Genomic DNA, 25,639 nt, shown 5'->3' with positions numbered 1-25,639 from the left:
GTGTGTTGGTACCTAAATCAATAAAGACATAGGATTTGAGAACTTTTAAATTTGATTAGTAATGAAATCACATTACTAATCGTCAGCTTTCCAAATTGTTAAAGAGCATGTATTTCTAAGCAATAAAGCTTTTGAAACCATTTTTAAAGACACTTAAAGCAAATGTACTTAAAGATGGTGGAGCTATGCGGGATCGAACCGCAGACCTCCTGCGTGCAAGGCAGGCGCTCTCCCAGCTGAGCTATAGCCCCATCTTGGTATTTTTTCTTAGACAAGGCAGATTTTGAGGCCGTGTACATCAGTACACAACGAAGAATCTAACGCAGTATAAGGAAAAATTGGTGGGTCTGAGTGGACTTGAACCACCGACCTCCCGCTTATCAGGCGAGCGCTCTAACCCAGCTGAGCTACAGACCCAATTTTTCACAAAACAACACAAGTGTCATTTCGCAAAATACACAAGTGTCTCTCTTCACTTTCTAAACCATATCTGTGTGGACACTCATCGTGAATAATCATCGTATAAGGAGGTGATCCAGCCCCAGGTTCCCCTAGGGCTACCTTGTTACGACTTCACCCCAGTCATGAACCACAAAGTGGTAAGTTTCTCCCGAAGGTTAAACTACCTACTTCTTTTGCAGCCCACTCCCATGGTGTGACGGGCGGTGTGTACAAGGCCCGGGAACGTATTCACCGTAGCATTCTGATCTACGATTACTAGCGATTCCGACTTCATGGAGTCGAGTTGCAGACTCAATCCGGACTACGACGCACTTTTTGGGATTCGCTCACCATCGCTGGCTCGCCGCCCTCTGTATGCGCCATTGTAGCACGTGTGTAGCCCTACTCGTAAGGCCATGATGACTTGACGTCGTCCCCACCTTCCTCCGGTTTATCACCGGCAGTCTCCCTGGAGTTCCCACCATTACGTGCTGGCAAACAAGGATAGGGGTTGCGCTCGTTGCGGGACTTAACCCAACATTTCACAACACGAGCTGACGACAGCCATGCAGCACCTGTCTCAGAGTTCCCGAAGGCACTAAGCTATCTCTAGCGAATTCTCTGGATGTCAAGAGTAGGTAAGGTTCTTCGCGTTGCATCGAATTAAACCACATGCTCCACCGCTTGTGCGCCCCCGTCAATTCATTTGAGTTTTAATCTTGCGACCGTACTCCCCAGGCGGTCTACTTAACGCGTTAGCTCCGAAAGCCACGGCTCAAGGCCACAACCTCCAAGTAGACATCGTTTACGGCGTGGACTACCAGGGTATCTAATCCTGTTTGCTCCCCACGCTTTCGCATCTGAGTGTCAGTATCTGTCCAGGGGGCCGCCTTCGCCACTGGTATTCCTTCAGATCTCTACGCATTTCACCGCTACACCTGAAATTCTACCCCCCTCTACAGTACTCTAGCCTGCCAGTTTCAAATGCGGTTCCGAGGTTGAGCCCCGGGCTTTCACATCTGACTTAACAAACCACCTGCATGCGCTTTACGCCCAGTAATTCCGATTAACGCTCGCACCCTCCGTATTACCGCGGCTGCTGGCACGGAGTTAGCCGGTGCTTCTTCTGTCGCTAACGTCAAACGATGCAGCTATTAACTACAACGCCTTCCTCACGACTGAAAGTACTTTACAACCCGAAGGCCTTCTTCATACACGCGGCATGGCTGCATCAGGCTTGCGCCCATTGTGCAATATTCCCCACTGCTGCCTCCCGTAGGAGTCTGGACCGTGTCTCAGTTCCAGTGTGGCTGATCATCCTCTCAGACCAGCTAGGGATCGTCGCCTTGGTGAGCCATTACCTCACCAACTAGCTAATCCCACCTGGGCTAATCTTGACGCGAGAGGTCCGAAGATCCCCCTCTTTGGCCCGTAGGCATTATGCGGTATTAGCTATCGTTTCCAATAGTTATCCCCCACATCAAGGCATATACCCAGGCATTACTCACCCGTCCGCCGCTCGACGCCCAATAAATCACCCGAAGGGTCAATGTTGTCGTTTCCGCTCGACTTGCATGTGTTAGGCCTGCCGCCAGCGTTCAATCTGAGCCATGATCAAACTCTTCAATTAAAGTTTTGTGCATCTAAGATGCGGCTCAATGAATACTGACTTCAAAACTGTTCCTTACTCGAAAGTAAGAAGTAATTTTAAAGCTATTATCGTTCCAACAGAACGATAATGAATTGACTGTGCCAATGACTAAAAGTCATCGTTTTGGTCACTCAGTTCATTGATAAATCTTTTCGATTATCATCAACGAGTGCCCACACAGATTGATTGGTTTAAATTGTTAAAGAGCGTTACTTTCGAGGCTTACCTCTCAAGTGGACGGCCATTCTAGCGTTTTGAGCCTCAGTGTCAAACACTTTTTTGAATTTATTTTCGAAGAGAACCTAAACTCAAATGACTCGGCTAGTTAGCCTACTGAATCACGTTGAAGCGTTGTGCGCTCTACCGTGTCAGTGAGGCGGCATTATAGAGATTTCATCTGATCTGGCAAGTGCTTTTTGAAGGTTTTTAATGATTATCGTCTGTTTGAACAAAATCCAAACAGAACGTCTTATTAATGACTACTTTTAGCTAGATTTCGCTATTTTTTGAGCAAATAAAGAGACTTTTTCCCAGTTGGTATATTCAACCTCTTTCGTAGTGTCTGTTTCGCCACCAGTCATAGACATAATTAGGCGAATCATAAAACGGTCAAACAAATTGTAACGTGGGTAAAGCAGAGCGCCGGCAAATACTCCGATAACCTCTGGCTGCCAAGGCGACTTACTTAAAAAGGTCTTTATATAAGCACTTCCTTCTGGCGTATCTTTACCTTGGTCCTCTTTTCGAGCAGTTAGGTTCACACAAAAGAAAAAGGTTTTTGATGCACGCAGTTCATCCAGGTGCTGGTCGATAAAAGTATATAGCGCTTTATTAAGCTTCCCGTAACGAATAGATGCACCTATTACTACCTTTTGATATTTGGATAAATCGAGTCCATCCACTTGATGCAAGTCTAAGGTGTCACATTGATAGCCTTCAAGTTCCTGCTCAATATGGGCGAGTATTTTTTTAGTTTGCCCTTCACGACTCGAATAAAGTAATACGGCTCTTTTCACTGTTGTTCCTTTTTAAAAATGTTTAACTTCTCCAAAACGCTGGAGTAAATAGAATAAGTAAAGTGAACACCTCTAAGCGACCAAATAGCATAGAGATAACTAGCACCCATTTAGCCGATTCACTGATATCACCATAATGAAGTGATATGTCTCCCAAACCAGGGCCTAAATTATTCAGGGTCGACGCAACAGCTGAGAAGGCGGTTAATTCATCCATACCTGTTCCTATAAGAGCAAGCATGCAAATAATAAACACTAACGCATACGCAGAGAAAAAACCCCACACCGCATCAATGACATTTGAAGATAGAGCCTTGTTTCCAACCTTAATGGTAAAGATTGCCCTCGGGTGAACAAGGCGCTTGAGCTCACGCAGCCCCTGCAAGGTTAATAGTAAAATTCGAATAACCTTCATACCTCCACCGGTAGAGCCTGCACACCCTCCGATGAAAGAAGAAAATAGTAATAGGACAGGCAAAAATAGAGGCCATTCAGCAAAACCGGTAGTCGTAAACCCTGCGGTAGTAGAAATAGAAACACTTTGGAACAGAGCTTGATCAAAGACTTCATAATAGGAGCCATAACTATGATGGTTAAGAAGCACTAAAAAACACACTAAAAATAGAGCGAACTGAATGGTAATAAAAGCTCGAAACTCTGGATCACGTATATAGTATTTTGGGTGTACCCCACCAGAAGCAAAAGCGGCAAAGTGCAGTGAATAGTTACATGCAGAGATAAGCAAAAATACAACAGTAATCATATTCACAGCATAGCTATCAAAATAAGCCATGCTAGCGTCATGAGTAGAGAACCCACCAATCGCAATTGTCGAAAAACTATGACAGATAGCATCAAAAAAGCTCATCCCCGCCATCCAAAAAGCAAAGGCACACGCCATAGTTAAACTAAGATAGATATACCATAACGCTTTTGCGGTTTCAGCAATGCGAGGAGTCATCTTACTGTCTTTTACTGGACCAGGTATCTCCGCTCGATACAACTGCATTCCACCAATCCCCAATACGGGAAGAATAGCGACAGCCAGTACAATAATCCCCATGCCACCGAACCATTGCAAAAATTGACGATAAAAAAGAATCGCCTTTGGCAATTCATCAAGACCTACGATAACCGTAGCTCCCGTTGTGGTGAGGGCTGAAAAAGATTCAAAAAAGGCATCGGCAACCGAAACATCCGTTCGATCAACAACTAAGAAGGGCAAAGCCCCCGCACTACCTAGTACGGTCCAAAACAAAACTACAATTAGAAAGCCATCTCTAGCTTTAAGATCTCGCTTTTGATGGCGATTAGGAAACCAGCATATAAAACCGCAAATCAATAAAATAATAAAGGTAATGACAAACGGCACGCCCGCACCATCACGGTATATAAGAGCAATTCCGGCAGGAGCAAGCATAGAGACGCTAAATAGCGCAAGTAGCAAGCCGACAATTCGAATAATAGAGCGAAACTGCATTGAGGTTTAGCTTATCCTTGAAACTAACGCCCTTGCGCCAGTTTTATTGACCATAGTCTGAATGAATTCTTTCTCATTCAATAATTCAATCTCTACCACTAATTTCGCATCTATGCCATAGGTAGCAGATACTTCAGTCGCAGAGTAGAGCGACATTATAGACTGTGTAAGAGAAATCAGTGAGTAATCGATCTCAACAAGCAGTTGAACTGTGATCTTCTTTTCAACTGTGGATAATAATTTGAGTGCTTGTTGCACTCCACCACCATAGGCTTTAACCAATCCTCCAGTACCAAGACGAATTCCACCATAATATCGAGTTACTACTGCGGTGATTTCACCAATCCCAGATCCTGTCAATTGAGCTAATATCGGCTTACCGGCGGTTCCAGATGGCTCACCATCATCACTAAAACCCCATTTCATCGAATCTTCAGACCTACCCGCTACAAATGCCCAGCAGTTATGGCGAGCGTCGCGATGTTTCGCCTTAATGCCATCAACAAATGCCTTAGCCTCCTCAATAGACGGAGTGTGAGCCAAGTAAGTAATAAAGGTGCTTTTTTTTATTTCTTCTTCAAAAACAGTTTGCTGTGATGGAATTAGATAAGGCTTGGCATTCATTGGATTCTTAAATTTAGCTGCAATCTGGGAAGTCTACCACGCACATACACTTCTATTAATAGTTACCCTCACATCAAATTGTTGAATATTTGTTGCGTTTTTGTGTTGAAATGTTCATCGCAAATAGCCACACTGAACTGGTCTAACCACACACCCTTGGCTACTAAGGCCATTCAATTCAGGGAGAAAAGGGATGATTTATCAAGCAGAGACTCTAAAAGTCACGCTACTTGAACACAATATAGCGGAAGTATGTTTTTGTTCTCCACAATCAGTGAACAAGCTCGACCTTGTTACACTAGAGGCACTCGATAGAGCCAGTATTGCATTGCAATCGGTGCCGAACCTAAAAGGAGTCATCCTAACTAGTGATAAGGACACCTTTATTGTCGGTGCTGATATTACTGAATTTCTCGGCTTATTTGCTAAGCCAAAAGCAGAACTAGACCAATGGTTACAGTTTGCTAACTCCATTTTTAATCGTATTGAAGACCTTCCCGTTCCAACTGTATCAGTTATCAAAGGGCATGCATTGGGTGGCGGTTGCGAGGCAATACTCTCTACCGATTTTAGGATTGCCGATAAGACAGCTCATATAGGTCTACCTGAGACTAAGCTTGGTATCATGCCTGGGTTTGGTGGCACAGTAAGATTGCCACGCGTAATTGGTGCTGACTCAGCTTTAGAGATCATTACCGCGGGTAGCTCAAACAAAGCCCCTCACCTGCTCAAGATTGGGCTCATTGATGCGATTGTCGAAACTGAAGCTCTGTATCAATCCGCGATAAACCTCATTCTGGATGCAGACTCAGGTAAATTAAACTGGAAGCAGCGCCGTACTGAGAAAACCTCACCTTTAACTCTAAGTAAGCTTGAAGCCTTGATGAGCTTTACGACAGCCAAGGGCTTGGTAGCTCAAAAAGCTGGTCCGCACTACCCCGCTCCAATGATGGCAGTAAAAACAATAGAGGCAGCATCACGCTTTTCTCGCGATCAAGCTCTCAATATTGAAAGAGATAATTTTATAAAGCTGACTCAAACCGAAGCCGCTACCTCTCTGGTGGGGCTATTTTTGAATGACCAATATATAAAGTCACAAGCCAAGCAATCCGCTAAAAAAGCCTCACAAGGTACAACTCGAAGTGCCGTTCTTGGTGCCGGAATCATGGGTGGTGGGATAGCCTATCAATCGGCATCTAAAGGCGTACCTGTAATGATGAAAGACATTGCTCAGCCTTCCCTTGATTTAGGAATAGCGGAAGCAGCAAAGCTTCTGAATAAACTCCAAGCACGAGGCCGAATCAAGCAAGACAAGTTAACTCAGGTGCTTTCTTCCATAACACCAAGCCTACACTATGCCGGTATCGAGAATAGTGATGTGATTGTCGAAGCCGTTGTTGAAAACCCAAAGGTGAAATCTGCTGTACTGGCCGAGGTGGAACAGCACGTTGGCGAGCAAACAATAATAGCTTCCAACACTTCCACAATCCCAATCAACAATTTGGCTTCGGCGCTACAGCGCCCGCAAAATTTCTGTGGTATGCACTTCTTTAATCCAGTACACCGTATGCCTTTAGTTGAGATAATCAGAGGCAAGCACACCTCTGAAGACACAATAAATAGAGTCGTAGCTTACGCCGCTAAAATGGGCAAATCACCAATTGTGGTTAATGACTGTCCTGGATTTTTTGTTAACCGTGTTTTATTTCCTTATTTTCATGGCTTTAGCCAACTCATTAATGACGGTGCTGACTTTGTTCAAATTGATAAAGTCATGGAAAAGAAATTTGGTTGGCCGATGGGACCGGCATACCTACTTGATGTCGTCGGCTTAGATACAGCACATCACGCCCAGCAAGTCATGGCACACGGCTTCCCCAATAGAATGGCAAAAACAGGGCCTGACGCAATTGACCTGATGTTCGAGCACAAACGATTTGGTCAAAAAAATGGCCGTGGTTTCTACCAATATGAGGTAGATAAAAAGGGCAAACCGAAGAAGATAGTTGATGAGCAAGTTCCGGCCTTACTCGCAAGTCTAAACGACAAGCCTAAGCAATACTCTGAGCAAGAGATCATAGAGCGAACCATGATTCCGATGATCAACGAAGTTGTACTTTGTCTTGAGCAAGAGATTATTAGCTCAGCTCAAGAGGCGGATATGGCTCTAGTCTACGGACTTGGCTTCCCTCCCTTTAGAGGAGGAGTATGTCGCTACCTTGATAGCTTAGGAATAAATAACTACATCCAGTCATGTGAGCAGTATCAACACCTTGGTGCCTTGTATCAAGTACCTCAATTGTTGAAAGATATGGCCGAAACTGGGCAGACCTTTTACAGCGAACAACAGGTCACTTCGGTGTAATCAATAAAGGAGATTTAAGATGAAAAACGTTGTAATTATTGATTGCATCCGAACCCCAATGGGACGCTCTAAAGGTGGCGCTTTCCGTCATGTCAGAGCAGAAGAGCTATCAGCTCATTTGATGCAAGGTTTACTTGAGCGCAACCCTGAGGTTGATCCAAAAGAAATTGAAGATATCTATTGGGGATGTGTACAACAGACTCTAGAGCAAGGCTTTAATATTGCTCGCAATGCATCCCTATTAGCTGGCCTACCTGTTAATATTGGAGCCGTTACGGTCAACCGTTTATGCGGCTCATCTATGCAGGCCCTACATGATGCTAGCCGTGCGATTATGACCGGCGATGCTGACATCTGTATTGTGGGTGGTGTAGAACATATGGGGCACGTTCCAATGAATCATGGTGTCGATTTCCACTCTGGGTTATCTAAAAATGTCGCCAAGGCTTCTGGGATGATGGGACTTACAGCAGAAATGCTTGGTAAATTACATGGTATCTCAAGAGAACAACAAGATGAGTTTGCAGTGCGCTCTCATACCCGTGCTCATCAAGCAACTATCAACGGTCGATTCCAAAAAGAGATATACCCAACCGAAGGCCACGCTGCGGATGGTTCATTGATCAATCTAGATAGCGATGAGGTTATTCGACCTGAAACCAATATCACAGGCCTTTCTCAACTGCGACCGGTCTTCGACCCCGCAAATGGCACAGTTACGGCTGGGACATCTTCTGCCCTCTCCGATGGGGCCGCGGCAATCTTGGTTATGAGCGAAGATAAAGCTAACCAACTCGGCTTAACGATTAGAGCGAAAGTTAAGTCTATGGCGGTAGCAGGTTGTGACCCAGCAACCATGGGGTACGGTCCCGTTCCTGCAACTAAAAAAGCCCTGCAACGAGCAAAATTAACCATGGATGACATGGACATAGTTGAACTCAATGAAGCGTTTGCCGCACAAGCACTTCCGGTAGCCAAAGACCTTGGGTTACTTGAACATATGGATACCAAGGTCAACCTAAATGGAGGGGCTATCGCTTTAGGCCACCCGTTAGGTTGCTCTGGTGCTCGCATCACAACTACGTTGGTTAATTTAATGGAACACAAACAAGCCAAGTATGGGCTCGCGACAATGTGTATTGGGTTGGGTCAAGGTATCGCGACTATTTTAGAGCGACCTTAAACTGCCTAATAACATCTCTTAAATAGCGATTAAGGGTCTATTCTCCTTTCTAGATATCTTTCAACAGAAGGTTGATAGACCCTCATTTTTCAGCGCTTCAATTCTCGTGTATGCATAGAATGCATACTATGCTTGCTAACAATTCATTTTTTTTCTTGATTATTCTTCTCTAGACTTACCATCAAGCAATCAGACCATTCAATGGAGCACTCATGTTCAAAGCACTCGTACTAAATCAAGAAGACAGAAAAACTCTTGCTAGCATCCAACAAGTAGATGAGTCCCAGTTACCAGAAGGTAACGTAGAAGTCGCGGTAGACTACTCTTCTCTCAACTTTAAAGACGGTCTTGCTATTACCGGTAAGGGCCGCATCGTTCGCGATTTCCCTATGGTTCCAGGTATTGATCTGGTTGGTACTGTGACTCAATCTGATGATGAGCGCTATCACGCTGGTGACCAAGTGGTATTAACTGGTTGGGGTGTTGGTGAAAACCATTGGGGTGGCATGGCAGAAAAAGCACGCTTAAAGGGTGACTGGTTGGTTCCTCTCGTGAAAGGAATGACCCCAACCAAAGCAATGAGCATTGGTACAGCAGGCTTTACTGCAATGTTATGTGTTCAGGCCATTGTCGATGGTGGTGTTAAACCCGATGACGGTGAAGTATTAGTTACTGGTGCAAGTGGTGGCGTTGGCAGTGTAGCGGTAACTCTACTTGCTCAACTAGGCTATAAAGTAGCAGCGGTTACTGGTCGTGCATCAGCCAATGGTGAGCTTCTGCAGCAACTTGGCGCATCACGCATCGTAGAACGTACCGAACTAGAAGAGCCAGCTAAACCACTTGAGCGCCAAGTTTGGGCTGCTGCGGTAGATACTGTAGGTAGCAAAATGCTGGCTAAGGTTCTAGCTCAAACCAATTATAATGGCGTAGTCGCTGCGTGTGGCCTTGCCGGCGGTTTCGACCTTCCAACTACAGTTATGCCGTTTATACTACGTAACGTTCGCCTTCAAGGTGTTGACTCAGTTATGTGCCCTCGAGAGAAACGTATCCAAGCTTGGGAAAGCTTAGTGCAACTACTCCCAGACTCATACTTCGAGCAAGCGACCAATATCATTGCATTAGATGATGTTATCCAAGCTGCAGAAGATATTACCAACGGAGCAATTACTGGTCGTACAGTGGTTAAAGTAAGCTAATCCAGTCGCCTTCTATATTTAGGGTTAGGCTAGTATCTATCACTAGCTTAATCCTACATCCGTTACCCGTTTTTCGATTAAACCAATACACTCTTGCTTGATAACACTGCGTAACCACTTCTGTGCTGGTGCAGAGTCACATCTTGAATGCCAAACCAAAGAGTACTCAAACGGAGTAAACTCAAACGGCAGAGGCTTAACAACTAAATCATGTCGCTCAGCCATCAAATAAGCTAAATCTGCAGGGACAGTAAACACTAACGGAGCGTGGTCAATAATAGCTAGGGCTGCCTCTAAGTGATAAGTACGAAGCTTAAGGTTCAGGCCACCATAAGCCTGCAAACTCTGATCGATAAGCGCTTTAACCCCATCACTGATAGCAATCATCGCATGAGGCAAACTCAAGAAATCTGATAGCGTCAATTCACTCTCAGCTAAAGGGTGTTTTTTAGAAACCAAGCACGCAATACCCACATTTCCCAGCCCCTCTCTGCGTAAAGGTTCGACTGCAATTGCAGGCCGACAAATTGCCATATCTACACGTTCCATCGTTAACTGTTGGAATAGATTGTCGTGCTGCAGTGGTAAAAACTGTAATGATATATTGGGAGCTTGCGTATAAATTTGTGGTAATACAAAGGGTAAAATTGTTTGCATTGCATAATCAGAGGCTGCAATAACAAAGCTTTGCTCGCAGGTGGTCGGATCAAAGCTACTTGGCGTTAATAGGTCTCGAAATGCCTCTAAAGGCAGCTGAATCTGCTCATTAATCGCCAGTGCTTTCTCGGTCGCAATTAGAGCCTGTCCATTGCGAGTGAATAAAGGGTCATCCAATAACTCACGTAGCCTACCAAGAACACGACTCATAGCTGACTGGCTCAGGTTAAGTCGTTGAGCGGCGCGGCTAACACTACCTTCTTCTACTAAAATTTTCAGAGCTATTAATAAGTTGAGATCTCTTCGGTAAATTTCTTCTAGTTCCATGGACTGACTCAAAAATAATTAATTGGATGATAAGCTTGCAATTTAAATTAGCGGGGAGTAAAAAACAAAAAAAATCCCGCACAAATGCGGGGAAACCCAAGACAATGGGGATTTATTAGAAGCTATTACCTAACTCTTTCGCCACACAGCTGTTGACGTAAGGGTAATTTAAAAATAAGCGTATTTATCGTGTTTGCCAAGTAGGTATTGAATATATTTTACACATCAGTAAGATTCTGTTGTTGTCTCTAGAGGAATAATTATGTCGTTCAACCCTGAAGATGCCCATCAAGTATTGGAAGCCGAAGGTCTGCGCTGCCCAGAGCCAGTAATGATGGTACGCAAGGTTATCCGAAAAATGCAAGATGGTCAGATTCTGTTAGTAAAAGCAGATGACCCGTCTACAGTAAGGGATATCCCGAGCTTTTGTCGCTTTATGGACCACCAGCTGATTGCAGAAAAAACCGACGCAGCCCCATTTGAATACCTGATAAAAAAAGGGCTTGTATAGCCTTCCCTGTCTAATAAAACGCTGTGCTCAACTGCAAGTATTGTAAATTGCGCAGCAGTTACCTTTTTGGTCATAAACAATAACAAATGCTCTGCCGTAACTAACCAGCAATCTATACGGCCACAACCATCAAATGCCTCTTAAAACTATCCGCACTAAAAAAACTGTCCTACCTTTTAGTTACATTTAGCTATCAGGAAGGAACCCTATGAATAGCAAATTTTGGCTAACTTTATCTGTCATGACGCTTTTAACTGCGTGCAGCGATAACAATGATAACAATGATAACAATGATAACGATACACCAGAACCAACAACTGATACGTTTACACCGGATGTAATCAACACCGAGAGACAGACACTATCACCTGAGAACAATCGCGCACGTCAAGCCTCTGCGGCATATAACTCTACAGACCACCACTTCATGATTATTTGGAATGACAACACCTATAATCCAGATCTAGAAACCATAGAAGCGCGCCTAGTCAATTACGATGGTACTTTAGGTGAACCTATCATACTGGAAGAGTCGACAACGATAGATTTAGCCGACCCGACCATCAGTTATAACTCAATCGAAAATACCTTTCTTACCGCTTGGGAAAGCCCCGTTGCCACATCCACAAACCAATCATTAGATAAGTTGAGGCTTGCCGTCCTCGATGGACAAGGCACGATTATTAAGGAATCCTTATTAGATATTGGATGTGAACATGGTGATGCTAGCATTGCCTACAACGACAAACTAAATAAGTGGCTATTAGTTTGGGTTCATGACCTAAATAATGGCAACGACTGCAGTGCAGACCCTTCGATTGGTGGTGTTTATGCTCAGTACATTAATACCGACGGTCAACCGGAGGGAGAGCCCACTCTTATAAGGCAGGCATTTGATAGTAATAACATTTTAGGCCAAAGAAGCACAGATGAGTTAACTGGCTCCCAACTAGAATATAACTCTGAAAACAACCAATACCTAGTTGCCTGGCAACACAATTACGTTACCATACAATCAGAAACTCCTATCATATTTAGCGAACTATTTAACGGCCTAGAAGGGCAACGTATCGATGCAAATCTAGGCCATGTTGGTGACCTATTTATTATCGATAGTGACTCTGGAAAGGATGTTGGTGAGGGGGCAAGAACCTTTGATGACCCGCAAGAGATTTCACTAGCTTACTCCCCCGATAGCAACATTTATGCAATGGCTTATCGCTCTCGAGATGTGAGCACTATCGATGTTGATGACTCGATTATAAGCAAAATAAATGTACGCACATTATCAGCACAAGGAGTATTGAGTGGCATTACAATAGTTGCTCAGGTAGCGGAGGGAGAAGGAGATTATAGCGATACTGCAGTAGATGAACCTAGTATCGGATACAACCCTGCCTCCCAAGATTTTCTTGTTACTTGGCAACAATCACCTGCCTCTGAGGTAGTGGAAAATTATGATTATGACATCTACTCTAGCGTCATCAGTAATAATGCTACTGCTTCAACTCCTAGTGTTATATCCGATACTTCAGGGATCAATGACATGAAGGCAGACGACATACATGAGGATATTGTATGTAATGTCTATGCGTGCTTAGTTTTATGGCAACAAGTCGGAGCCCTACGGTCAGACGGTGAAGAGGTAATCCCCCGCACAATTAATTTTAAATTTATCAATAACTTAAACTAACTCCACACGCTCATCGTTGACCCGTCCACTGTAAACCACTCTGGGCGGGTCTTTAATTTCGCTCATATCCCCTTCCCTGCAAGTGAATTGACTGTTTTTTCACTACTACCAACCTCAATAACTCGGTATAATTCTAAGTTATTTCATTTTCAGACAAAAGAATCGCGCGAAACGACTATGCAAAAATACGATATCAAAACCTTCCAGGGAATGATCCTCGCGCTGCAGGATTATTGGGCTCAAAACGGATGCACTATTGTTCAGCCGTTGGATATGGAAGTAGGTGCCGGCACCTCTCACCCAATGACATGTCTGCGTGCACTTGGCCCAGAGCCAATGTCTACGGCATATGTTCAACCATCTCGTCGTCCAACTGATGGGCGCTATGGTGAGAACCCTAACCGCCTGCAGCACTACTATCAATTCCAAGTAGCTCTTAAACCTTCTCCAGATAACATTCAGGAGTTGTACCTTGGCTCACTTGAAGTGCTTGGTATCGATCCATTAGTTCACGATATTCGTTTCGTAGAAGACAACTGGGAAAACCCAACACTGGGTGCTTGGGGTCTTGGCTGGGAAGTTTGGCTAAACGGCATGGAAGTAACTCAGTTTACTTACTTCCAGCAAGTTGGTGGCCTTGAGTGTAAGCCTGTAACAGGTGAGATTACTTACGGTATCGAGCGTCTAGCTATGTATATTCAAGAAGTAGACTCTGTTTACGACTTGGTATGGAACGTGGCTCCTGACGGCTCCAACGTAACCTACGGTGATATATTCCACCAAAACGAAGTAGAGCAATCAACTTATAACTTCGAACACGCTGATGTCGACTTCCTATTCACCTTTTTCGACCAGTGTGAAAAAGAGTGTAAGAAACTCCTAGAGCTAGAGAAGCCATTACCGCTTCCTGCTTATGAGCGCATTCTTAAAGCTGGCCACGCATTCAACATTCTTGATGCTCGCAAAGCTATCTCGGTAACAGAGCGTCAACGCTACATCCTCCGTATCCGCGACCTAACCAAAGCAGTTGCAGAAGCATACTACGCATCGCGCGAAGCACTTGGCTTCCCTATGTGTAAAAAACAAGCTGAGGAGAAGTAATCATGGCTAAAGAATTTTTAATTGAACTGGGTACCGAAGAGCTACCACCAACACAGCTTCGTACTCTGGCAGAAGCATTTGCTGCGAACTTCGAAGCTGAGCTCAAGGGTGCAAGCCTCACTCATGAAGGTATTAAGTGGTATGCCGCACCTCGTCGCCTAGCACTAAAAGTTTCAGCTTTAGCTGAAGGCCAAGCAGACAAAGTTGTGGAAAAACGCGGCCCTGCAATTTCTGTAGCATTCGATGCTGAAGGCAATGCAACCAAAGCTGCACAAGGCTGGGCTCGCGGTAACGGTATTACGGTTGAGCAAGCTGAACGCCTTAAGACAGATAAAGGCGAATGGCTACTGTTTAAACAAGAAGTAAAAGGCCAAGCAACAACCGATATTGTTGTGGATCTAGCGGCTAAAGCACTGTCTAACTTACCTATCGCTAAACCAATGCGTTGGGGTGACAAAACCACTCAGTTTATTCGCCCAGTAAAGACACTGACTATGCTGATGGGAAGCGACCTTATTCAAGGTGAGATCCTTGGTGTAGCGTCAGGCCGTACTATCCGTGGTCACCGCTTCATGGGTGAGCAAGAGTTCACTATCGATTCTGCTGAGCAATACCCTGCGATTCTTGAACAGCGCGGTAAAGTTATGGCTGACTACGATGCGCGTAAAGCCATCATTCTAGCGGATGCTAAAAAAGCAGCGGCTGCGGTTGGCGGTATTGCTGACCTAGAAGATGACCTAGTAGAAGAAGTAACCTCTCTAGTTGAGTGGCCGGTTGTACTGACTGCAAAATTTGAACAAGAGTTCCTGAAAGTGCCTTCTGAAGCTCTGGTTTACACCATGAAAGGTGACCAAAAATACTTCCCTGTGTACACCGAAGATAAGCAGCTTCTACCTAATTTCATTTTCGTATCTAACATCGAGTCAAAAGAGCCTCGCCATGTTATTGAAGGAAATGAGAAGGTTGTCCGTCCACGTCTTGCTGATGCTGAGTTCTTCTTCAATACCGACCGTAAGCGTCCGCTTATCGACCGTCTACCTGAGCTAGAACAAGCTATCTTCCAAAAACAGCTTGGTACTATCAAAGACAAAACAGACCGTATCACTGAACTGGCTGGCTATATTGCTGAGCAGATTGGTGCTGACGTAGAGAAATCTAAGCGCGCAGGTTTGCTTGCCAAATGTGACTTGATGACCTCTATGGTATTTGAGTTCACTGACACCCAAGGTGTGATGGGCATGCACTACGCACGCCATGATGGTGAAGATGAGCAAGTGGCAATAGCCCTAAACGAGCAGTATATGCCTCGCTTTGCTGGCGATGAGCTGCCTTCAAGCGGGATCTCTGCCGCTGTTGCTATGGCTGATAAACTCGATACTATCGTAGGTATTTTTGGCATTGGTCAAGCACCTAAGGGCTCAGACCCATTTGCACTACGTCGTGCCTCTCTAGGTGTACTCCGCATCATAGTAGAGAGCGGCTATAAGCTAGACCTAACAGACCTAATTGCAAAAGCAAAATCCCTGTTCGGCGATCGCCTAACCAACGACAAAGTTGAAGGTGATGTTATCCAATTTATGCTTGGTCGCTTCCGTGCTTGGTATCAAGACGAAGGCTTCAGTGTTGATGTCATCCAAGCGGTATTGGCTCGCCATCCAACAAAACCAACTGATTTTGATCAGCGAGTAAAAGCCGTATCTCACTTCCGCAACTTAGAAGCAGCAGAATCTCTGGCTGCAGCTAACAAGCGTGTAGGTAACATCCTTGCTAAATTTGATGGTGAGCTTGCACAAGAAGTAGATTTAGTGTTACTTCAAGAAGATGCAGAAAAGCAACTAGCAGAGAATGTAGAGGTGCTTACAGAAGCCCTTGAACCTGCTTTTGCAACAGGTAACTATCAACAAGCTCTAAACCAGCTTGCAGACCTACGTGAACCGGTTGATGCTTTCTTTGATAATGTAATGGTTATGGCTGAAGATGAGGCTCTTAAAAAGAACCGTCTAACACTGCTAAATAACCTACGAAACCTCTTCTTAGAGATTGCCGATATTTCTCTTCTACAGAAATAACGCTTAAGGCCCAGCTTGCTGGGCCTTTCTTTTACAATTTATATCCTTCCTATTGAGTATTACCCAATATCTAAGCTAAGGTTTGTTTCTTATACGTTATGAGAAACAATGGGAACCTAGCATGTCGTCCTCCAAAAACTACTCTGCCTTTGGCGAAAAGTTTAATCGCAATTCTGGTATCACTCAGTTAATGGGAGATCTAAACGATGGCTTGCGAACACCTGGAGCGATCATGCTCGGCGGGGGCAACCCAGCTTCAATCCCCGAAATGATGGATTACTTTTCCGAATTAACTTCACAAATGGTCGCCAATGGTGAGCTCATTTCTGCAATGGCTAACTATGATGGCCCACAAGGTAAAGATACCTTCGTTAAGAGCCTAGCTAACCTTCTGCAACAGACCTATAGCTGGGATATTAGTGAAAAGAACATATCTCTAAGCAACGGCAGTCAAAGCGCATTCTTTTATCTGTTCAATTTGCTTGCCGGGAAACAACCAGACAATAGCCATAAAAAAATTCTATTACCCTTGGCTCCTGAATATATTGGTTACTGTGACTCTGGTATTGATGACGATATATTTATTTCTTATAAACCAGAAATTGAATTACTAGACAATAGACAGTTCAAATACCATGTTGATTTTTCAAAGATCAAGATTGATGAATCTATTGCTGCTATCTGCATATCTCGACCAACAAACCCGACAGGGAACTTGCTGACCGATGAAGAAATTACAAAGCTAGATGAGTTGGCTCGCGACAATAACATCCCACTAATTATAGATAATGCCTATGGCACGCCTTTTCCAAATATCGTATTTGAAGATGCGACACCATTTTGGAATGACAACACCATCTTGTGTATGAGCCTATCTAAGCTTGGATTACCCGGCCTTCGCTGCGGAATAGTGATTGCAAATGAAGAAACCATTCAAGCACTAACTAACATTAACGGTATTATTGGGCTAGCCCCAGGTAGTATCGGCCCAGCTGTGGCGCAGCATATGATCGAATCCAACGATTTACTTCGTGTGAGTGATAATGTCATAAAGCCTTTCTATCACAGCAAGTCTCAACACGCAGTTGCCCTGCTGCAAGACGCTATTGATGACCCAAGGTTTAGAATCCATAAACCAGAAGGTGCTATGTTCTTATGGTTATGGTTCAAAGACCTGCCGATAACTACAATGGAGCTCTATCAGCGTCTTAAGGCTAGAGGGGTATTAATAGTGCCTGGAGAGTACTTCTTTTTTGGTCAAGACGAAGAATGGGAACACGCCCATCAATGCTTGCGAATGAATTATGTTCAGAGCGATAACGATATGAAACGAGGTATCGAGGTCATTGCGGAAGAAGTAAAAAAAGCTTACGCCTAAATACAAAAAAGAGCGCCTAGGCGCTCTTTCACTCTTTATTAAAACTTAGCTATTTTCAATCAGGTTGCTACCATTAATCGCTATCTTGCGTGGCTTCATTGCTTCTGGTATTTCACGCTCTAGGTCTACATGAAGCAAACCATTAACCATATTGGCGCCCGTCACTTTAACGTAATCAGCCAATTGGAATTTACGCTCAAAATCACGCTCAGCAATACCTTGATAGATATAGCTTTTACCCTCTTCAGCGTTACGCTCTCCACGTACAATTAATACGTTTTCTTTCTGAGTAATATCGAGTTGTTCTTCTGCAAAACCTGCAACCGCCATTGTAATACGGTATTTATTCTCGTCTTGCTGTTCAATATTGTAAGGAGGGTAGCCCGCAGATGCTGATTTGGCTGACGATGCTTCCATCATGTTAAATAGACGGTCAAAGCCAATTGCGTTGCGGTATAAAGGAGTGAAATCTACAGTTCTCATAATACTATCCTAATCATTAGCAATAGCCCTAAATCCAGAGAGTTGGACTTAAGGTCGTTGTTCCCCATTTCATCTTGAACATGGTTCACAAAGGTAAGGTTTTAGTCACCAATACACCTCAAATGAGCGAGATTGGTTTCTTGTTTAGAAGGCCCGTATGGCACCCTTCCTATAAAAGAAATAGGGGCTGAATTTTTCAATTCAACCCCTAGACTTAAAAATTATTTGTAGATGGTAGAGAGATACTCATCTTTTTTCTGCCACTGCAGATTAAGCCAACTATGGAAACGACGCTTGAAGGCTTTATCATTAAAGTAATCACCGGATGTGTTCTCATCCATATCATGACGCTCAATCTTAACCACTATCTTGGTTAACTTACCCTGTAATAGGTCCATAAATGGGCTTTGCTGATTCTCTGGATAAGCCAGAGTGATATCGATAATACCGTCAATGTCATGGCGCATCGCATCCAGAGCAAAGGCAACACCACCGGTCTTTGGTTTTAGCAAATGATTATATGGTGTTTTTACTGAGGCTAGTTTCTCACGGCTTGCACGAGTTCCCTCAACAAAGTTAACCACTGTCGTCGGTACACCCTTGAATTGCTCACTTGCGCGTTTGATTGCATTAAAGTCATCATTGCGTCTCTCGGGATGACGAATTAAAAACTCACGAGAGTGACGCTTCATAAACGGCATATTTAGCCCCCAGCATGCGAGGCCAACAAACGGAACATACAACAATTCATATTTAAGGAAAAATTTAGGCATTGGTGCTTTATCTTTAATCACTGAAGATAAAATAACGATATCGGCCCAACTGAGGTGATTAGAGATCAGCATATAGGATTGCTTCAAAGAAACATCCTCGCCCCCCTCTATCTGCCATTCTATGCGGTTATTCACCTTCAACATCCAAAGGTTAAAGGTTGCCCACAATCTAAACTGAGCATTCCCTAAACGGGACATATTTACCTTAAAGATATTAATCGGAATTAAGAGCTTAAGGATCGAAAAAAAACTCACTACAACCGCAGTCCAAGCGGTATTCAAAGTAACCAATAATGCGAAAATAACCAATCTTAGATTTGCAAACATACTATTTCTTAAAATCTTTGTGGAACAAGGTCAAAGAGACACAAACGGTATCATATAAGAGCACTAATATCGCTCAAAAATAAAGCTGACCAGTTAGTCAGCTTTATTGTGGTAAACATCAAACAATCGTCAACTATACGTCTAGGTTTGCAACTTTAAGTGCATTCTCTTCGATAAATTTACGACGAGGCTCGACGTGATCACCCATCAAGGTTGTGAACAATTGATCGGCACCGACTGCGTCATCAATCGTAACCTGCATCATACGACGAGAATCTGGATCCATTGTTGTTTCCCAAAGCTGATCAGGGTTCATCTCACCTAGACCTTTGTAGCGTTGTAGAGAAAGTCCGCGACGAGACTCTTTCTGTAACCACTCCAAGACTTCAACAAAGCTTTCTACATCGCAGCGACGCTCACCACGCTTAGCATAAGCACCTTCTTCGATAAGGCCATCTAATGCCTCAGAAAGAGTGGCTAGCTTATCGTATTCGCGAGTAGCAAGTAGCTCGAGGCTAATTACGTATTCGTACATCACTCCATGCGTGCGAACAATAACCTTTGGCAGGCTAACATTTAGCTCATGGTGTTTTTCAATCTCAAAGCTATATTGACTAGCACCAACTTCTTTCTCGTTTAACTGACTTACAAGCTGTTGGCTCCAAGCTGTTACCGCACTCTCATCTTGACAGATTTCAGCGGTTAAACGAGGTACATAAATAAACTCTTCAACTAGAGCTTTAGGAAGTTGACGAGCAACTCGCTCTACTAGTTTCATCGCTTGGTTATATTGAACAACCAATGCCTCTAGAGGCTCACCAGACAATGCTGGAGCTTGAGGGTTTACATATAAAGCTGCGTTATCCAATGCCAATGCCATTTGGTATTGAGTCATTGCATCTTCATCTTTAATGTATTGCTCTTGCTTACCTTTTTTCACTTTATAAAGAGGTGGCTGTGCTATGTAAATATAGCCGCGCTCGATAAGCTCAGGCATTTGACGATAGAAGAATGTCAGCAATAGAGTACGGATGTGTGAACCATCCACATCGGCATCGGTCATGATGATAATGTTATGATAGCGCAGCTTATCTGGGTTGTACTCGTCACGACCAATACCACAGCCAAGTGCTGTAATCAGTGTCGCTACTTCTTGAGAAGAAAGCATCTTGTCAAAGCGTGCCTTCTCAACGTTTAGGATCTTACCTTTAAGTGGAAGAATTGCTTGGTTCTTACGGTTACGCCCCTGCTTGGCTGATCCGCCAGCAGAGTCCCCTTCCACAATATATAGTTCAGAAAGAGCAGGATCTTTCTCTTGGCAATCCGCAAGCTTACCAGGTAAGCCCGCAAGGTCGAGAGCACCTTTACGGCGGGTCATCTCACGCGCTTTACGCGCTGCTTCACGGGCACGTGCTGCATCGATGATCTTGCCACAAACGATCTTCGCTTCTCCTGGGTTCTCAACAAGGAACTCAGATAGTTTCTCACCCATTGCCGATTCAACTGCAGACTTAACCTCAGAAGAAACCAGTTTATCTTTAGTTTGGCTTGAGAATTTAGGATCAGGTACTTTTACTGAGACAACCGCGGTTAATCCTTCACGAGCATCATCACCAGAGGTTGATGCTTTGGCCTTCTTAGAAAAGCCTTCTTTATCCATAAAGGTATTTAGAGTACGAGTCAATGCTGAGCGGAACCCGGCAAGGTGCGTACCACCGTCTCTTTGTGGGATATTATTGGTAAAACAGAAGATATTCTCTTGGAAGCCATCATTCCATTGCATGGCCACTTCAACCGTGATGCCATCATCTCGCTCAGAATCAAAATGGAATATTTTCTGAATAATTGGGGTTTTATTGATGTTTAGATGGTCAACAAACGCCTGAATACCACCTTCAAACATGAAGTGATCTGATTTATCTTCTTCACGCTCATCAATTAGTTTGATTGACACACCAGAGTTCAAAAACGAAAGCTCACGCAGACGCTTAGCTAATATCTCATAGTGGAATTCAATATTGGTAAAGGTTTCTTCACTCGGCCAGAAACGAATCTCAGTACCGGTTTTATCGCTATCACCAATAACAGCTAAAGGAGCTTGTGGTTCACCATGGCAATAAGTCTGAGCATGAGTTTTGCCACCACGATTGATAGTCAATGTCACCTGCTTAGATAGGGCGTTTACAACCGAAACACCTACCCCGTGTAGACCACCAGATACTTTATAAGAGTTATCATCAAACTTACCACCAGCATGCAGTACCGTCATAATAACTTCTGCGGCCGACACCTTCTCTTCAGAGTGTAGTTCAGTAGGGATACCACGACCATCATCACTTACAGAAACCGAGTTGTCTTCATGGATGGTGACGATAATATCGTTACAGTGCCCCGCCAACGCCTCATCGATTGAGTTATCCACTACCTCGAATACCATATGGTGTAGACCTGTACCATCGTCTGTGTCACCAATGTACATACCTGGACGCTTACGAACAGCATCCAGACCTTTAAGTACTTTAATACTCGATGAATCGTAATTTTCTGCCATGAGTTACTCTCTATTAGGGGTTAAGGCTTATAGCCAAACCATCTATTTTGAATACGTTGTGAACTGCGACGTCATTCCGTCGGAGCCTGTCCTTATGCCAAACTAAAACTCGACTTTTACTGGCTTTAATCCCGTAAAGGTTCGATTTGGCTTATAAACTCAAAACTGGTAGGAAAACCCACCGAGTACCGAGTCAGAACCACTATTCAGGTTCAATAATTATTGCCTCTATTTTGCCACGTTCCACATGAAACATCTTGCTATTTTCGCTCATCATGTCAGAAATTTGGCTTTCAGTAATAGAACTTACAAATACTTGAGCACTGGTCTCTTTAAGACAAGTTGCAAGACGTGCACGCCGCTGGCTATCAAGCTCTGAGGCAAAGTCGTCAATTAAATAAATACACTGTTTACCGGTTAATTGGGTCAGGTGTTGCCCCTGCGCCACCCTTAGTGCGCACACCAATAATTTGAGCTGCCCACGAGATAAAATATCCTCAACTGGAGTCCCTTTTATGCGAATCTTTAGATCGGCCTTATTCGGCCCGCTAAAAGTATAGCCAAGGTGCTGATCTCTCTCGAAATTCTTTTGCAAAATTTCCGCATAATCTGCATTTTTCTCCCAACCTTGGTAAAACGATATATTCACGTCAAACTCAGGAAGGAAATCTTGGCAAAGAGGAGCGGCTACCTCTATAAGTTGCTCAACATATTGTGCGCGCCAAGCACTGATTTGAGAGGCAAGCTTAGCCAACTCTTGATCCCAATATTTGAGCTCTTGATAGTGTGTCGCAGTCTTGAGTAAGGCATTGCGCTGTTTGTGGAGGCGTTTGATTCTCCCCCACACCTCATAAAACAGAGGCTCACAGTGAAAAACACCCCAATCGATAAAAGCACGGCGATGTTTCGGTCCATCCGTAAGCAGGTCAAAGCCTTCAGGGTGAATAAGCTGCAACGGTAATACATGCGCTAATTCAGCTAATTTTTGTCCGGTTTGACCGGCAATTTTAACTTCCGTCGTTCCGTCACGACGCTTATTGATACCAATCGGTAAAGGCATACCAGATTCGGTATCTAAGCGGCCATGCACAAACAGGTCTTGGTGGTCGTGTTGAATAATACGTCCAGTAATAGAACTCTTGAATGAGCGTCCATGACCAAGCAGATACACAGCCTCAAGCAAACTGGTTTTTCCGCTGCCATTTGCCCCTATGAGAAAGTTGAAGCCTGACGACAGATTAATATCGCAGGCTTCAATATTTCTAAATTGTTTAACGATTAAACGGCTTAATGGCATTAGAGGCGAATTGGCATTACAACGTATTGGGCTGTGTTATCTTCAGTATTCTCAACCAAAGTACTGGTGTTGGCATCTGACATACCAAATGAAACCTTGTCACAACGCAGGGAATTTAACACATCAAGTACATAACTCACGTTAAAGCCTATCTCCAGCTCTTCACCTTGATAGTCGATATCTACAACCTCTTGAGCTTCTTCTTGCTCAGGGTTATTTGCTGTAATTTTCATTGTATCGTTAGACACATTGACTCGAACACCACGAAACTTCTCATTCGACAAAATAGCTGCACGAGAAAAGGCTTGGCGCAGCTCTTCACAATCAGCAATAACTGTCTTTGAAGGCTGTTTCGGCATAACACGACGATAGTCTGGGAATCGGCCATCAACTAGCTTAGAGGTAAATACAAAATTATTGACGCTAGCACGAATGTTAGAGTTACCAATTTGCAAGGTAACCATTTCTTCGGGTACCTCTAGGATCTTAGTTAGCTCTAGTACACCCTTACGCGGTACGATAACTTGATTCTGCGGTAATGATTGCTCGATACTGCTTTCTGAAACCGCCATACGATGGCCATCGGTTGCAATTGAACGCAACATATTGCCGTCAATCTCAAACAGCATGCCGTTTAAGTAATAGCGAACATCCTGATTTGCCATCGAAAACTGAGTCTTTTCAATCAGGCCTTTGAGCGCCCCTTGAGAAAGAGTTATCTCTGTTTCTGATTGCCAATCTTCTATATTTGGAAAATCGATCGCGGGCAGTGTCGCCAAAGAGAATCGGCTACGACCAGAGCGTATAACGACACGCTCACCATCAACAACCATTGTGATATCAGAGGTATCAGGCAGACCACGGCAGATATCAAGAAACTTGCGAGAAGGTACGGTAACGCTACCTGATTCAAATTCATTCTCAAGGCTGACTTTACTGATCAGCTCAACCTCAAGGTCAGTTGCTGTCATTGATAACACGCCATCTTCAACCTTAAGTAATACGTTACCTAAGATTGGCAAGGCTGGTCGGCCACCTAGTGCACCAGAAACTTGTTGAAGCGGCTTAAGTAGAGACTGACGGTTGATGGTAAATTTCATAGGTTTATAGACCTGTTAAGATGACAATGTACGAATAAGGTTAGAGTAGTCTTCTTTTATATCGTGACTCTCTTCACGCAGTTGATCAATTTTACGACAAGCATGCAGAACCGTTGTATGGTCACGCCCACCAAACGCATCACCTATTTCAGGTAAGCTATGGTTGGTTAATTCTTTTGCTAATGCCATTGCCAACTGACGCGGACGAGCCACTGAACGAGAACGGCGCTTAGACAATAAGTCCGCAACCTTTATCTTATAGTATTCAGCAACCGTCTTTTGAATATTATCTATCGTAACCAGCTTCTCTTGTAGAGCAAGTAGATCACGCAGTGCCTCACGAACAAAATCAATCGTGATAGGGCGACCGGTAAAGTTAGCATTTGCTATAACGCGGTTTAGCGCCCCTTCAAGCTCACGTACATTTGAACGTAGACGCTTAGCAATAAAGAAAGCAACCTCATCCGCCAGATGGATCTGATGGTCTTCTGCTTTCTTCATTAAGATAGCAACTCGAGTTTCTAGCTCTGGTGGTTCAATGGCGACAGTTAGGCCCCAACCAAATCGAGATTTAAGGCGATCTTCTACCCCAGTCATCTCTTTTGGATAACGGTCGGAGGTTAGAATGATTTGTTGATTGCCTTCAAGAAGCGCGTTAAACGTATGAAAGAATTCTTCCTGAGAGCGCTCTTTGTGGGCAAAAAATTGGATATCATCGATAAGTAGAGCATCAACACTTCGATAGTAGCGTTTGAATTCTTCTATAGCATTATTTTGCAGGGCCTTAACCATATCCTGAACAAAGCGCTCTGAATGCATATACACCACTTTCGCATTCGGCTTATTGTCGACAATAGCATTTCCCACAGCATGCAATAGGTGCGTCTTACCTAGACCGGTACCACCATATAGAAATAATGGATTATACGCGGCCCCAGGATTATCCGATACTTGACGAGCGGCAGCCAATCCTAGCTGGTTTGACTTACCCTCAACAAAGTTATTGAACCTGTGCTTCACGTTTACGTTAGAGCGATAAGCAATATCTACTACATCTGTTTCTTTATCCCACGCCTTGTGAGTCGGTTGACGGCGAGCAAGTTGGGCTGGAGCAGACGATTCAGCGGCAACATCCGCTGCAGATTTACGTGCAATAGGCGGAGCGGATACTGGTTTACTGCCGACCTCAAAACGAAGTGCTGGAATGTCATTACCACAAAACTGCTGTAAATGGCGGTTGATACTATTGATGTACTTGTCGCGCACCCAATCTAAAACGAAACGGTTTGGGGCAAACAGCGTTAGGGTGTTACCACTTAGCTCTGCTTGAAGTGGTCGAACCCACATTGAGAATTCTGCTGCAGGAAGCTCTTCCTGAAGTTGCTGCAAACATTGAGTCCAAAGCGAAGATGACAC

18 protein-coding genes, 2 tRNA genes and 1 rRNA gene are annotated in these 25,639 nt (G+C 44.0%); 8 read left to right on the top strand and 13 right to left on the bottom strand.

Features of this window, described 5'->3' with window-relative positions:
• Window positions 1-175 precede the first annotated feature (175 nt).
• From OCU28_RS00105 to OCU28_RS00080, 6 genes are all read right to left on the bottom strand, one after another.
• A tRNA-Ala gene (locus OCU28_RS00105) sits at window positions 176-251 on the bottom strand.
• An 88-nt stretch (window positions 252-339) separates the two neighbouring features.
• Window positions 340-417 (bottom strand) — tRNA-Ile (locus tag OCU28_RS00100).
• Window positions 418-523: 106 nt separating this feature from the next.
• A 16S ribosomal RNA gene (locus tag OCU28_RS00095) occupies window positions 524-2,071 on the bottom strand.
• Window positions 2,072-2,577: 506 nt separating this feature from the next.
• Complete coding sequence (gene hemG / locus OCU28_RS00090) at window positions 2,578-3,108, bottom strand: menaquinone-dependent protoporphyrinogen IX dehydrogenase (protein ID WP_261816366.1); 531 nt, start codon at window positions 3,106-3,108, stop codon at window positions 2,578-2,580.
• Between the two features lie 22 nt (window positions 3,109-3,130).
• Complete coding sequence (locus OCU28_RS00085; protein WP_261816365.1) at window positions 3,131-4,588, bottom strand: TrkH family potassium uptake protein; 1,458 nt, start codon at window positions 4,586-4,588, stop codon at window positions 3,131-3,133.
• A gap of 6 nt (window positions 4,589-4,594) precedes the next feature.
• Window positions 4,595-5,212 (bottom strand): YigZ family protein, encoded by a 618-nt coding sequence (locus tag OCU28_RS00080; protein ID WP_261816364.1) that lies wholly within the window; start codon window positions 5,210-5,212, stop codon window positions 4,595-4,597.
• Between the two features lie 193 nt (window positions 5,213-5,405).
• Between OCU28_RS00080 and fadB the strand changes: the two genes are divergently transcribed.
• The 3 genes from fadB to acuI all read left to right on the top strand — a co-directional run bounded on the left by fadB (window position 5,406) and on the right by acuI (window position 9,956).
• Window positions 5,406-7,577, top strand: coding sequence for a fatty acid oxidation complex subunit alpha FadB (fadB, locus tag OCU28_RS00075; RefSeq protein ID WP_261816363.1), 2,172 nt, complete (start codon window positions 5,406-5,408; stop codon window positions 7,575-7,577).
• Between the two features lie 19 nt (window positions 7,578-7,596).
• A complete protein-coding gene (fadA, locus tag OCU28_RS00070) occupies window positions 7,597-8,760 on the top strand; it encodes an acetyl-CoA C-acyltransferase FadA (protein WP_261816362.1) in 1,164 nt (387 codons plus the stop codon).
• A gap of 212 nt (window positions 8,761-8,972) precedes the next feature.
• Window positions 8,973-9,956, top strand: a complete 984-nt coding sequence (gene acuI / locus OCU28_RS00065; RefSeq protein WP_261816361.1) for an acrylyl-CoA reductase (NADPH) — start codon at window positions 8,973-8,975, stop codon at window positions 9,954-9,956.
• Between the two features lie 42 nt (window positions 9,957-9,998).
• Here acuI and OCU28_RS00060 read toward each other — a convergent pair whose 3' ends face one another.
• Window positions 9,999-10,940 carry a LysR family transcriptional regulator gene (locus OCU28_RS00060; protein WP_261816360.1) on the bottom strand — a complete coding sequence of 314 codons (942 nt, stop codon included), beginning with the start codon at window positions 10,938-10,940 and terminating at the stop codon, window positions 9,999-10,001.
• 262 nt (window positions 10,941-11,202) lie between these two features.
• Here OCU28_RS00060 and tusA point away from each other — a divergent pair, with 262 nt between their 5' ends.
• The 5 genes from tusA to OCU28_RS00035 all read left to right on the top strand — a co-directional run bounded on the left by tusA (window position 11,203) and on the right by OCU28_RS00035 (window position 17,692).
• Window positions 11,203-11,451 (top strand): sulfurtransferase TusA, encoded by a 249-nt coding sequence (tusA, locus tag OCU28_RS00055; protein WP_261816359.1) that lies wholly within the window; start codon window positions 11,203-11,205, stop codon window positions 11,449-11,451.
• Between the two features lie 208 nt (window positions 11,452-11,659).
• Window positions 11,660-13,144: a hypothetical protein gene (locus OCU28_RS00050; protein WP_261816358.1), complete on the top strand. Its 1,485-nt coding sequence runs from the start codon at window positions 11,660-11,662 to the stop codon at window positions 13,142-13,144.
• Between the two features lie 177 nt (window positions 13,145-13,321).
• Window positions 13,322-14,245, top strand: a complete 924-nt coding sequence (glyQ, locus tag OCU28_RS00045) for a glycine--tRNA ligase subunit alpha (RefSeq protein WP_261816357.1) — start codon at window positions 13,322-13,324, stop codon at window positions 14,243-14,245.
• A 2-nt stretch (window positions 14,246-14,247) separates the two neighbouring features.
• Entirely contained in the window at window positions 14,248-16,314 is a 2,067-nt protein-coding gene (gene glyS, locus OCU28_RS00040; protein ID WP_261816356.1) for a glycine--tRNA ligase subunit beta, read from the top strand.
• Window positions 16,315-16,435: 121 nt separating this feature from the next.
• On the top strand, window positions 16,436-17,692 hold the full coding sequence (locus OCU28_RS00035) for a valine--pyruvate transaminase (protein ID WP_261816355.1): 1,257 nt from the start codon (window positions 16,436-16,438) through the stop codon (window positions 17,690-17,692).
• Between the two features lie 45 nt (window positions 17,693-17,737).
• On the opposite strand, the gene OCU28_RS00030 is transcribed toward OCU28_RS00035, so the two are convergent.
• The 6 genes from OCU28_RS00030 to dnaA all read right to left on the bottom strand — a co-directional run bounded on the left by OCU28_RS00030 (window position 17,738) and on the right by dnaA (window position 25,639).
• The gene (locus tag OCU28_RS00030; protein WP_261816354.1) at window positions 17,738-18,175 is read right to left on the bottom strand and encodes an Hsp20 family protein; all 438 of its coding nucleotides are present in this window, start codon (window positions 18,173-18,175) and stop codon (window positions 17,738-17,740) included.
• A 221-nt stretch (window positions 18,176-18,396) separates the two neighbouring features.
• Window positions 18,397-19,275, bottom strand: coding sequence for an acyltransferase (locus OCU28_RS00025; RefSeq protein ID WP_261816353.1), 879 nt, complete (start codon window positions 19,273-19,275; stop codon window positions 18,397-18,399).
• Window positions 19,276-19,408: 133 nt separating this feature from the next.
• Window positions 19,409-21,826 carry a DNA topoisomerase (ATP-hydrolyzing) subunit B gene (gene gyrB / locus OCU28_RS00020; RefSeq protein ID WP_261816352.1) on the bottom strand — a complete coding sequence of 806 codons (2,418 nt, stop codon included), beginning with the start codon at window positions 21,824-21,826 and terminating at the stop codon, window positions 19,409-19,411.
• A 202-nt stretch (window positions 21,827-22,028) separates the two neighbouring features.
• A complete protein-coding gene (gene recF, locus OCU28_RS00015) occupies window positions 22,029-23,123 on the bottom strand; it encodes a DNA replication/repair protein RecF (RefSeq protein WP_261816351.1) in 1,095 nt (364 codons plus the stop codon).
• The gene (dnaN, locus tag OCU28_RS00010) at window positions 23,123-24,223 is read right to left on the bottom strand and encodes a DNA polymerase III subunit beta (protein WP_261816350.1); all 1,101 of its coding nucleotides are present in this window, start codon (window positions 24,221-24,223) and stop codon (window positions 23,123-23,125) included. Before dnaN ends, recF begins: the two co-directional genes overlap by 1 nt.
• Window positions 24,224-24,238: 15 nt before the next feature.
• On the bottom strand, window positions 24,239-25,639 hold the full coding sequence (gene dnaA, locus OCU28_RS00005; protein ID WP_261816349.1) for a chromosomal replication initiator protein DnaA: 1,401 nt from the start codon (window positions 25,637-25,639) through the stop codon (window positions 24,239-24,241).

The organism is Vibrio gallicus (assembly GCF_024346875.1).
GTDB lineage: Bacteria > Pseudomonadota > Gammaproteobacteria > Enterobacterales > Vibrionaceae > Vibrio > Vibrio gallicus.
This window is presented reverse-complemented; position numbering and strand designations above follow the sequence as displayed.

Excerpts from the sequence above, each read along its gene's own strand:
- OCU28_RS00085 (WP_261816365.1), bottom strand. The coding sequence starts at position 4,588 with ATGCAGTTTCGCTCTATTATTCGAATTGTCGGCTTGCTACTTGCGCTA.
- OCU28_RS00080 (WP_261816364.1), bottom strand. The coding sequence starts at position 5,212 with ATGAATGCCAAGCCTTATCTAATTCCATCACAGCAAACTGTTTTTGAA.
- fadB (WP_261816363.1), top strand. The coding sequence starts at position 5,406 with ATGATTTATCAAGCAGAGACTCTAAAAGTCACGCTACTTGAACACAAT.
- fadA (WP_261816362.1), top strand. The coding sequence starts at position 7,597 with ATGAAAAACGTTGTAATTATTGATTGCATCCGAACCCCAATGGGACGC.
- acuI (WP_261816361.1), top strand. The coding sequence starts at position 8,973 with ATGTTCAAAGCACTCGTACTAAATCAAGAAGACAGAAAAACTCTTGCT.
- OCU28_RS00060 (WP_261816360.1), bottom strand. The coding sequence starts at position 10,940 with ATGGAACTAGAAGAAATTTACCGAAGAGATCTCAACTTATTAATAGCT.
- tusA (WP_261816359.1), top strand. The coding sequence starts at position 11,203 with ATGTCGTTCAACCCTGAAGATGCCCATCAAGTATTGGAAGCCGAAGGT.
- OCU28_RS00050 (WP_261816358.1), top strand. The coding sequence starts at position 11,660 with ATGAATAGCAAATTTTGGCTAACTTTATCTGTCATGACGCTTTTAACT.
- glyQ (WP_261816357.1), top strand. The coding sequence starts at position 13,322 with ATGCAAAAATACGATATCAAAACCTTCCAGGGAATGATCCTCGCGCTG.
- glyS (WP_261816356.1), top strand. The coding sequence starts at position 14,248 with ATGGCTAAAGAATTTTTAATTGAACTGGGTACCGAAGAGCTACCACCA.
- OCU28_RS00035 (WP_261816355.1), top strand. The coding sequence starts at position 16,436 with ATGTCGTCCTCCAAAAACTACTCTGCCTTTGGCGAAAAGTTTAATCGC.
- OCU28_RS00030 (WP_261816354.1), bottom strand. The coding sequence starts at position 18,175 with ATGAGAACTGTAGATTTCACTCCTTTATACCGCAACGCAATTGGCTTT.
- OCU28_RS00025 (WP_261816353.1), bottom strand. The coding sequence starts at position 19,275 with ATGTTTGCAAATCTAAGATTGGTTATTTTCGCATTATTGGTTACTTTG.
- gyrB (WP_261816352.1), bottom strand. The coding sequence starts at position 21,826 with ATGGCAGAAAATTACGATTCATCGAGTATTAAAGTACTTAAAGGTCTG.
- recF (WP_261816351.1), bottom strand. The coding sequence starts at position 23,123 with ATGCCATTAAGCCGTTTAATCGTTAAACAATTTAGAAATATTGAAGCC.
- dnaN (WP_261816350.1), bottom strand. The coding sequence starts at position 24,223 with ATGAAATTTACCATCAACCGTCAGTCTCTACTTAAGCCGCTTCAACAA.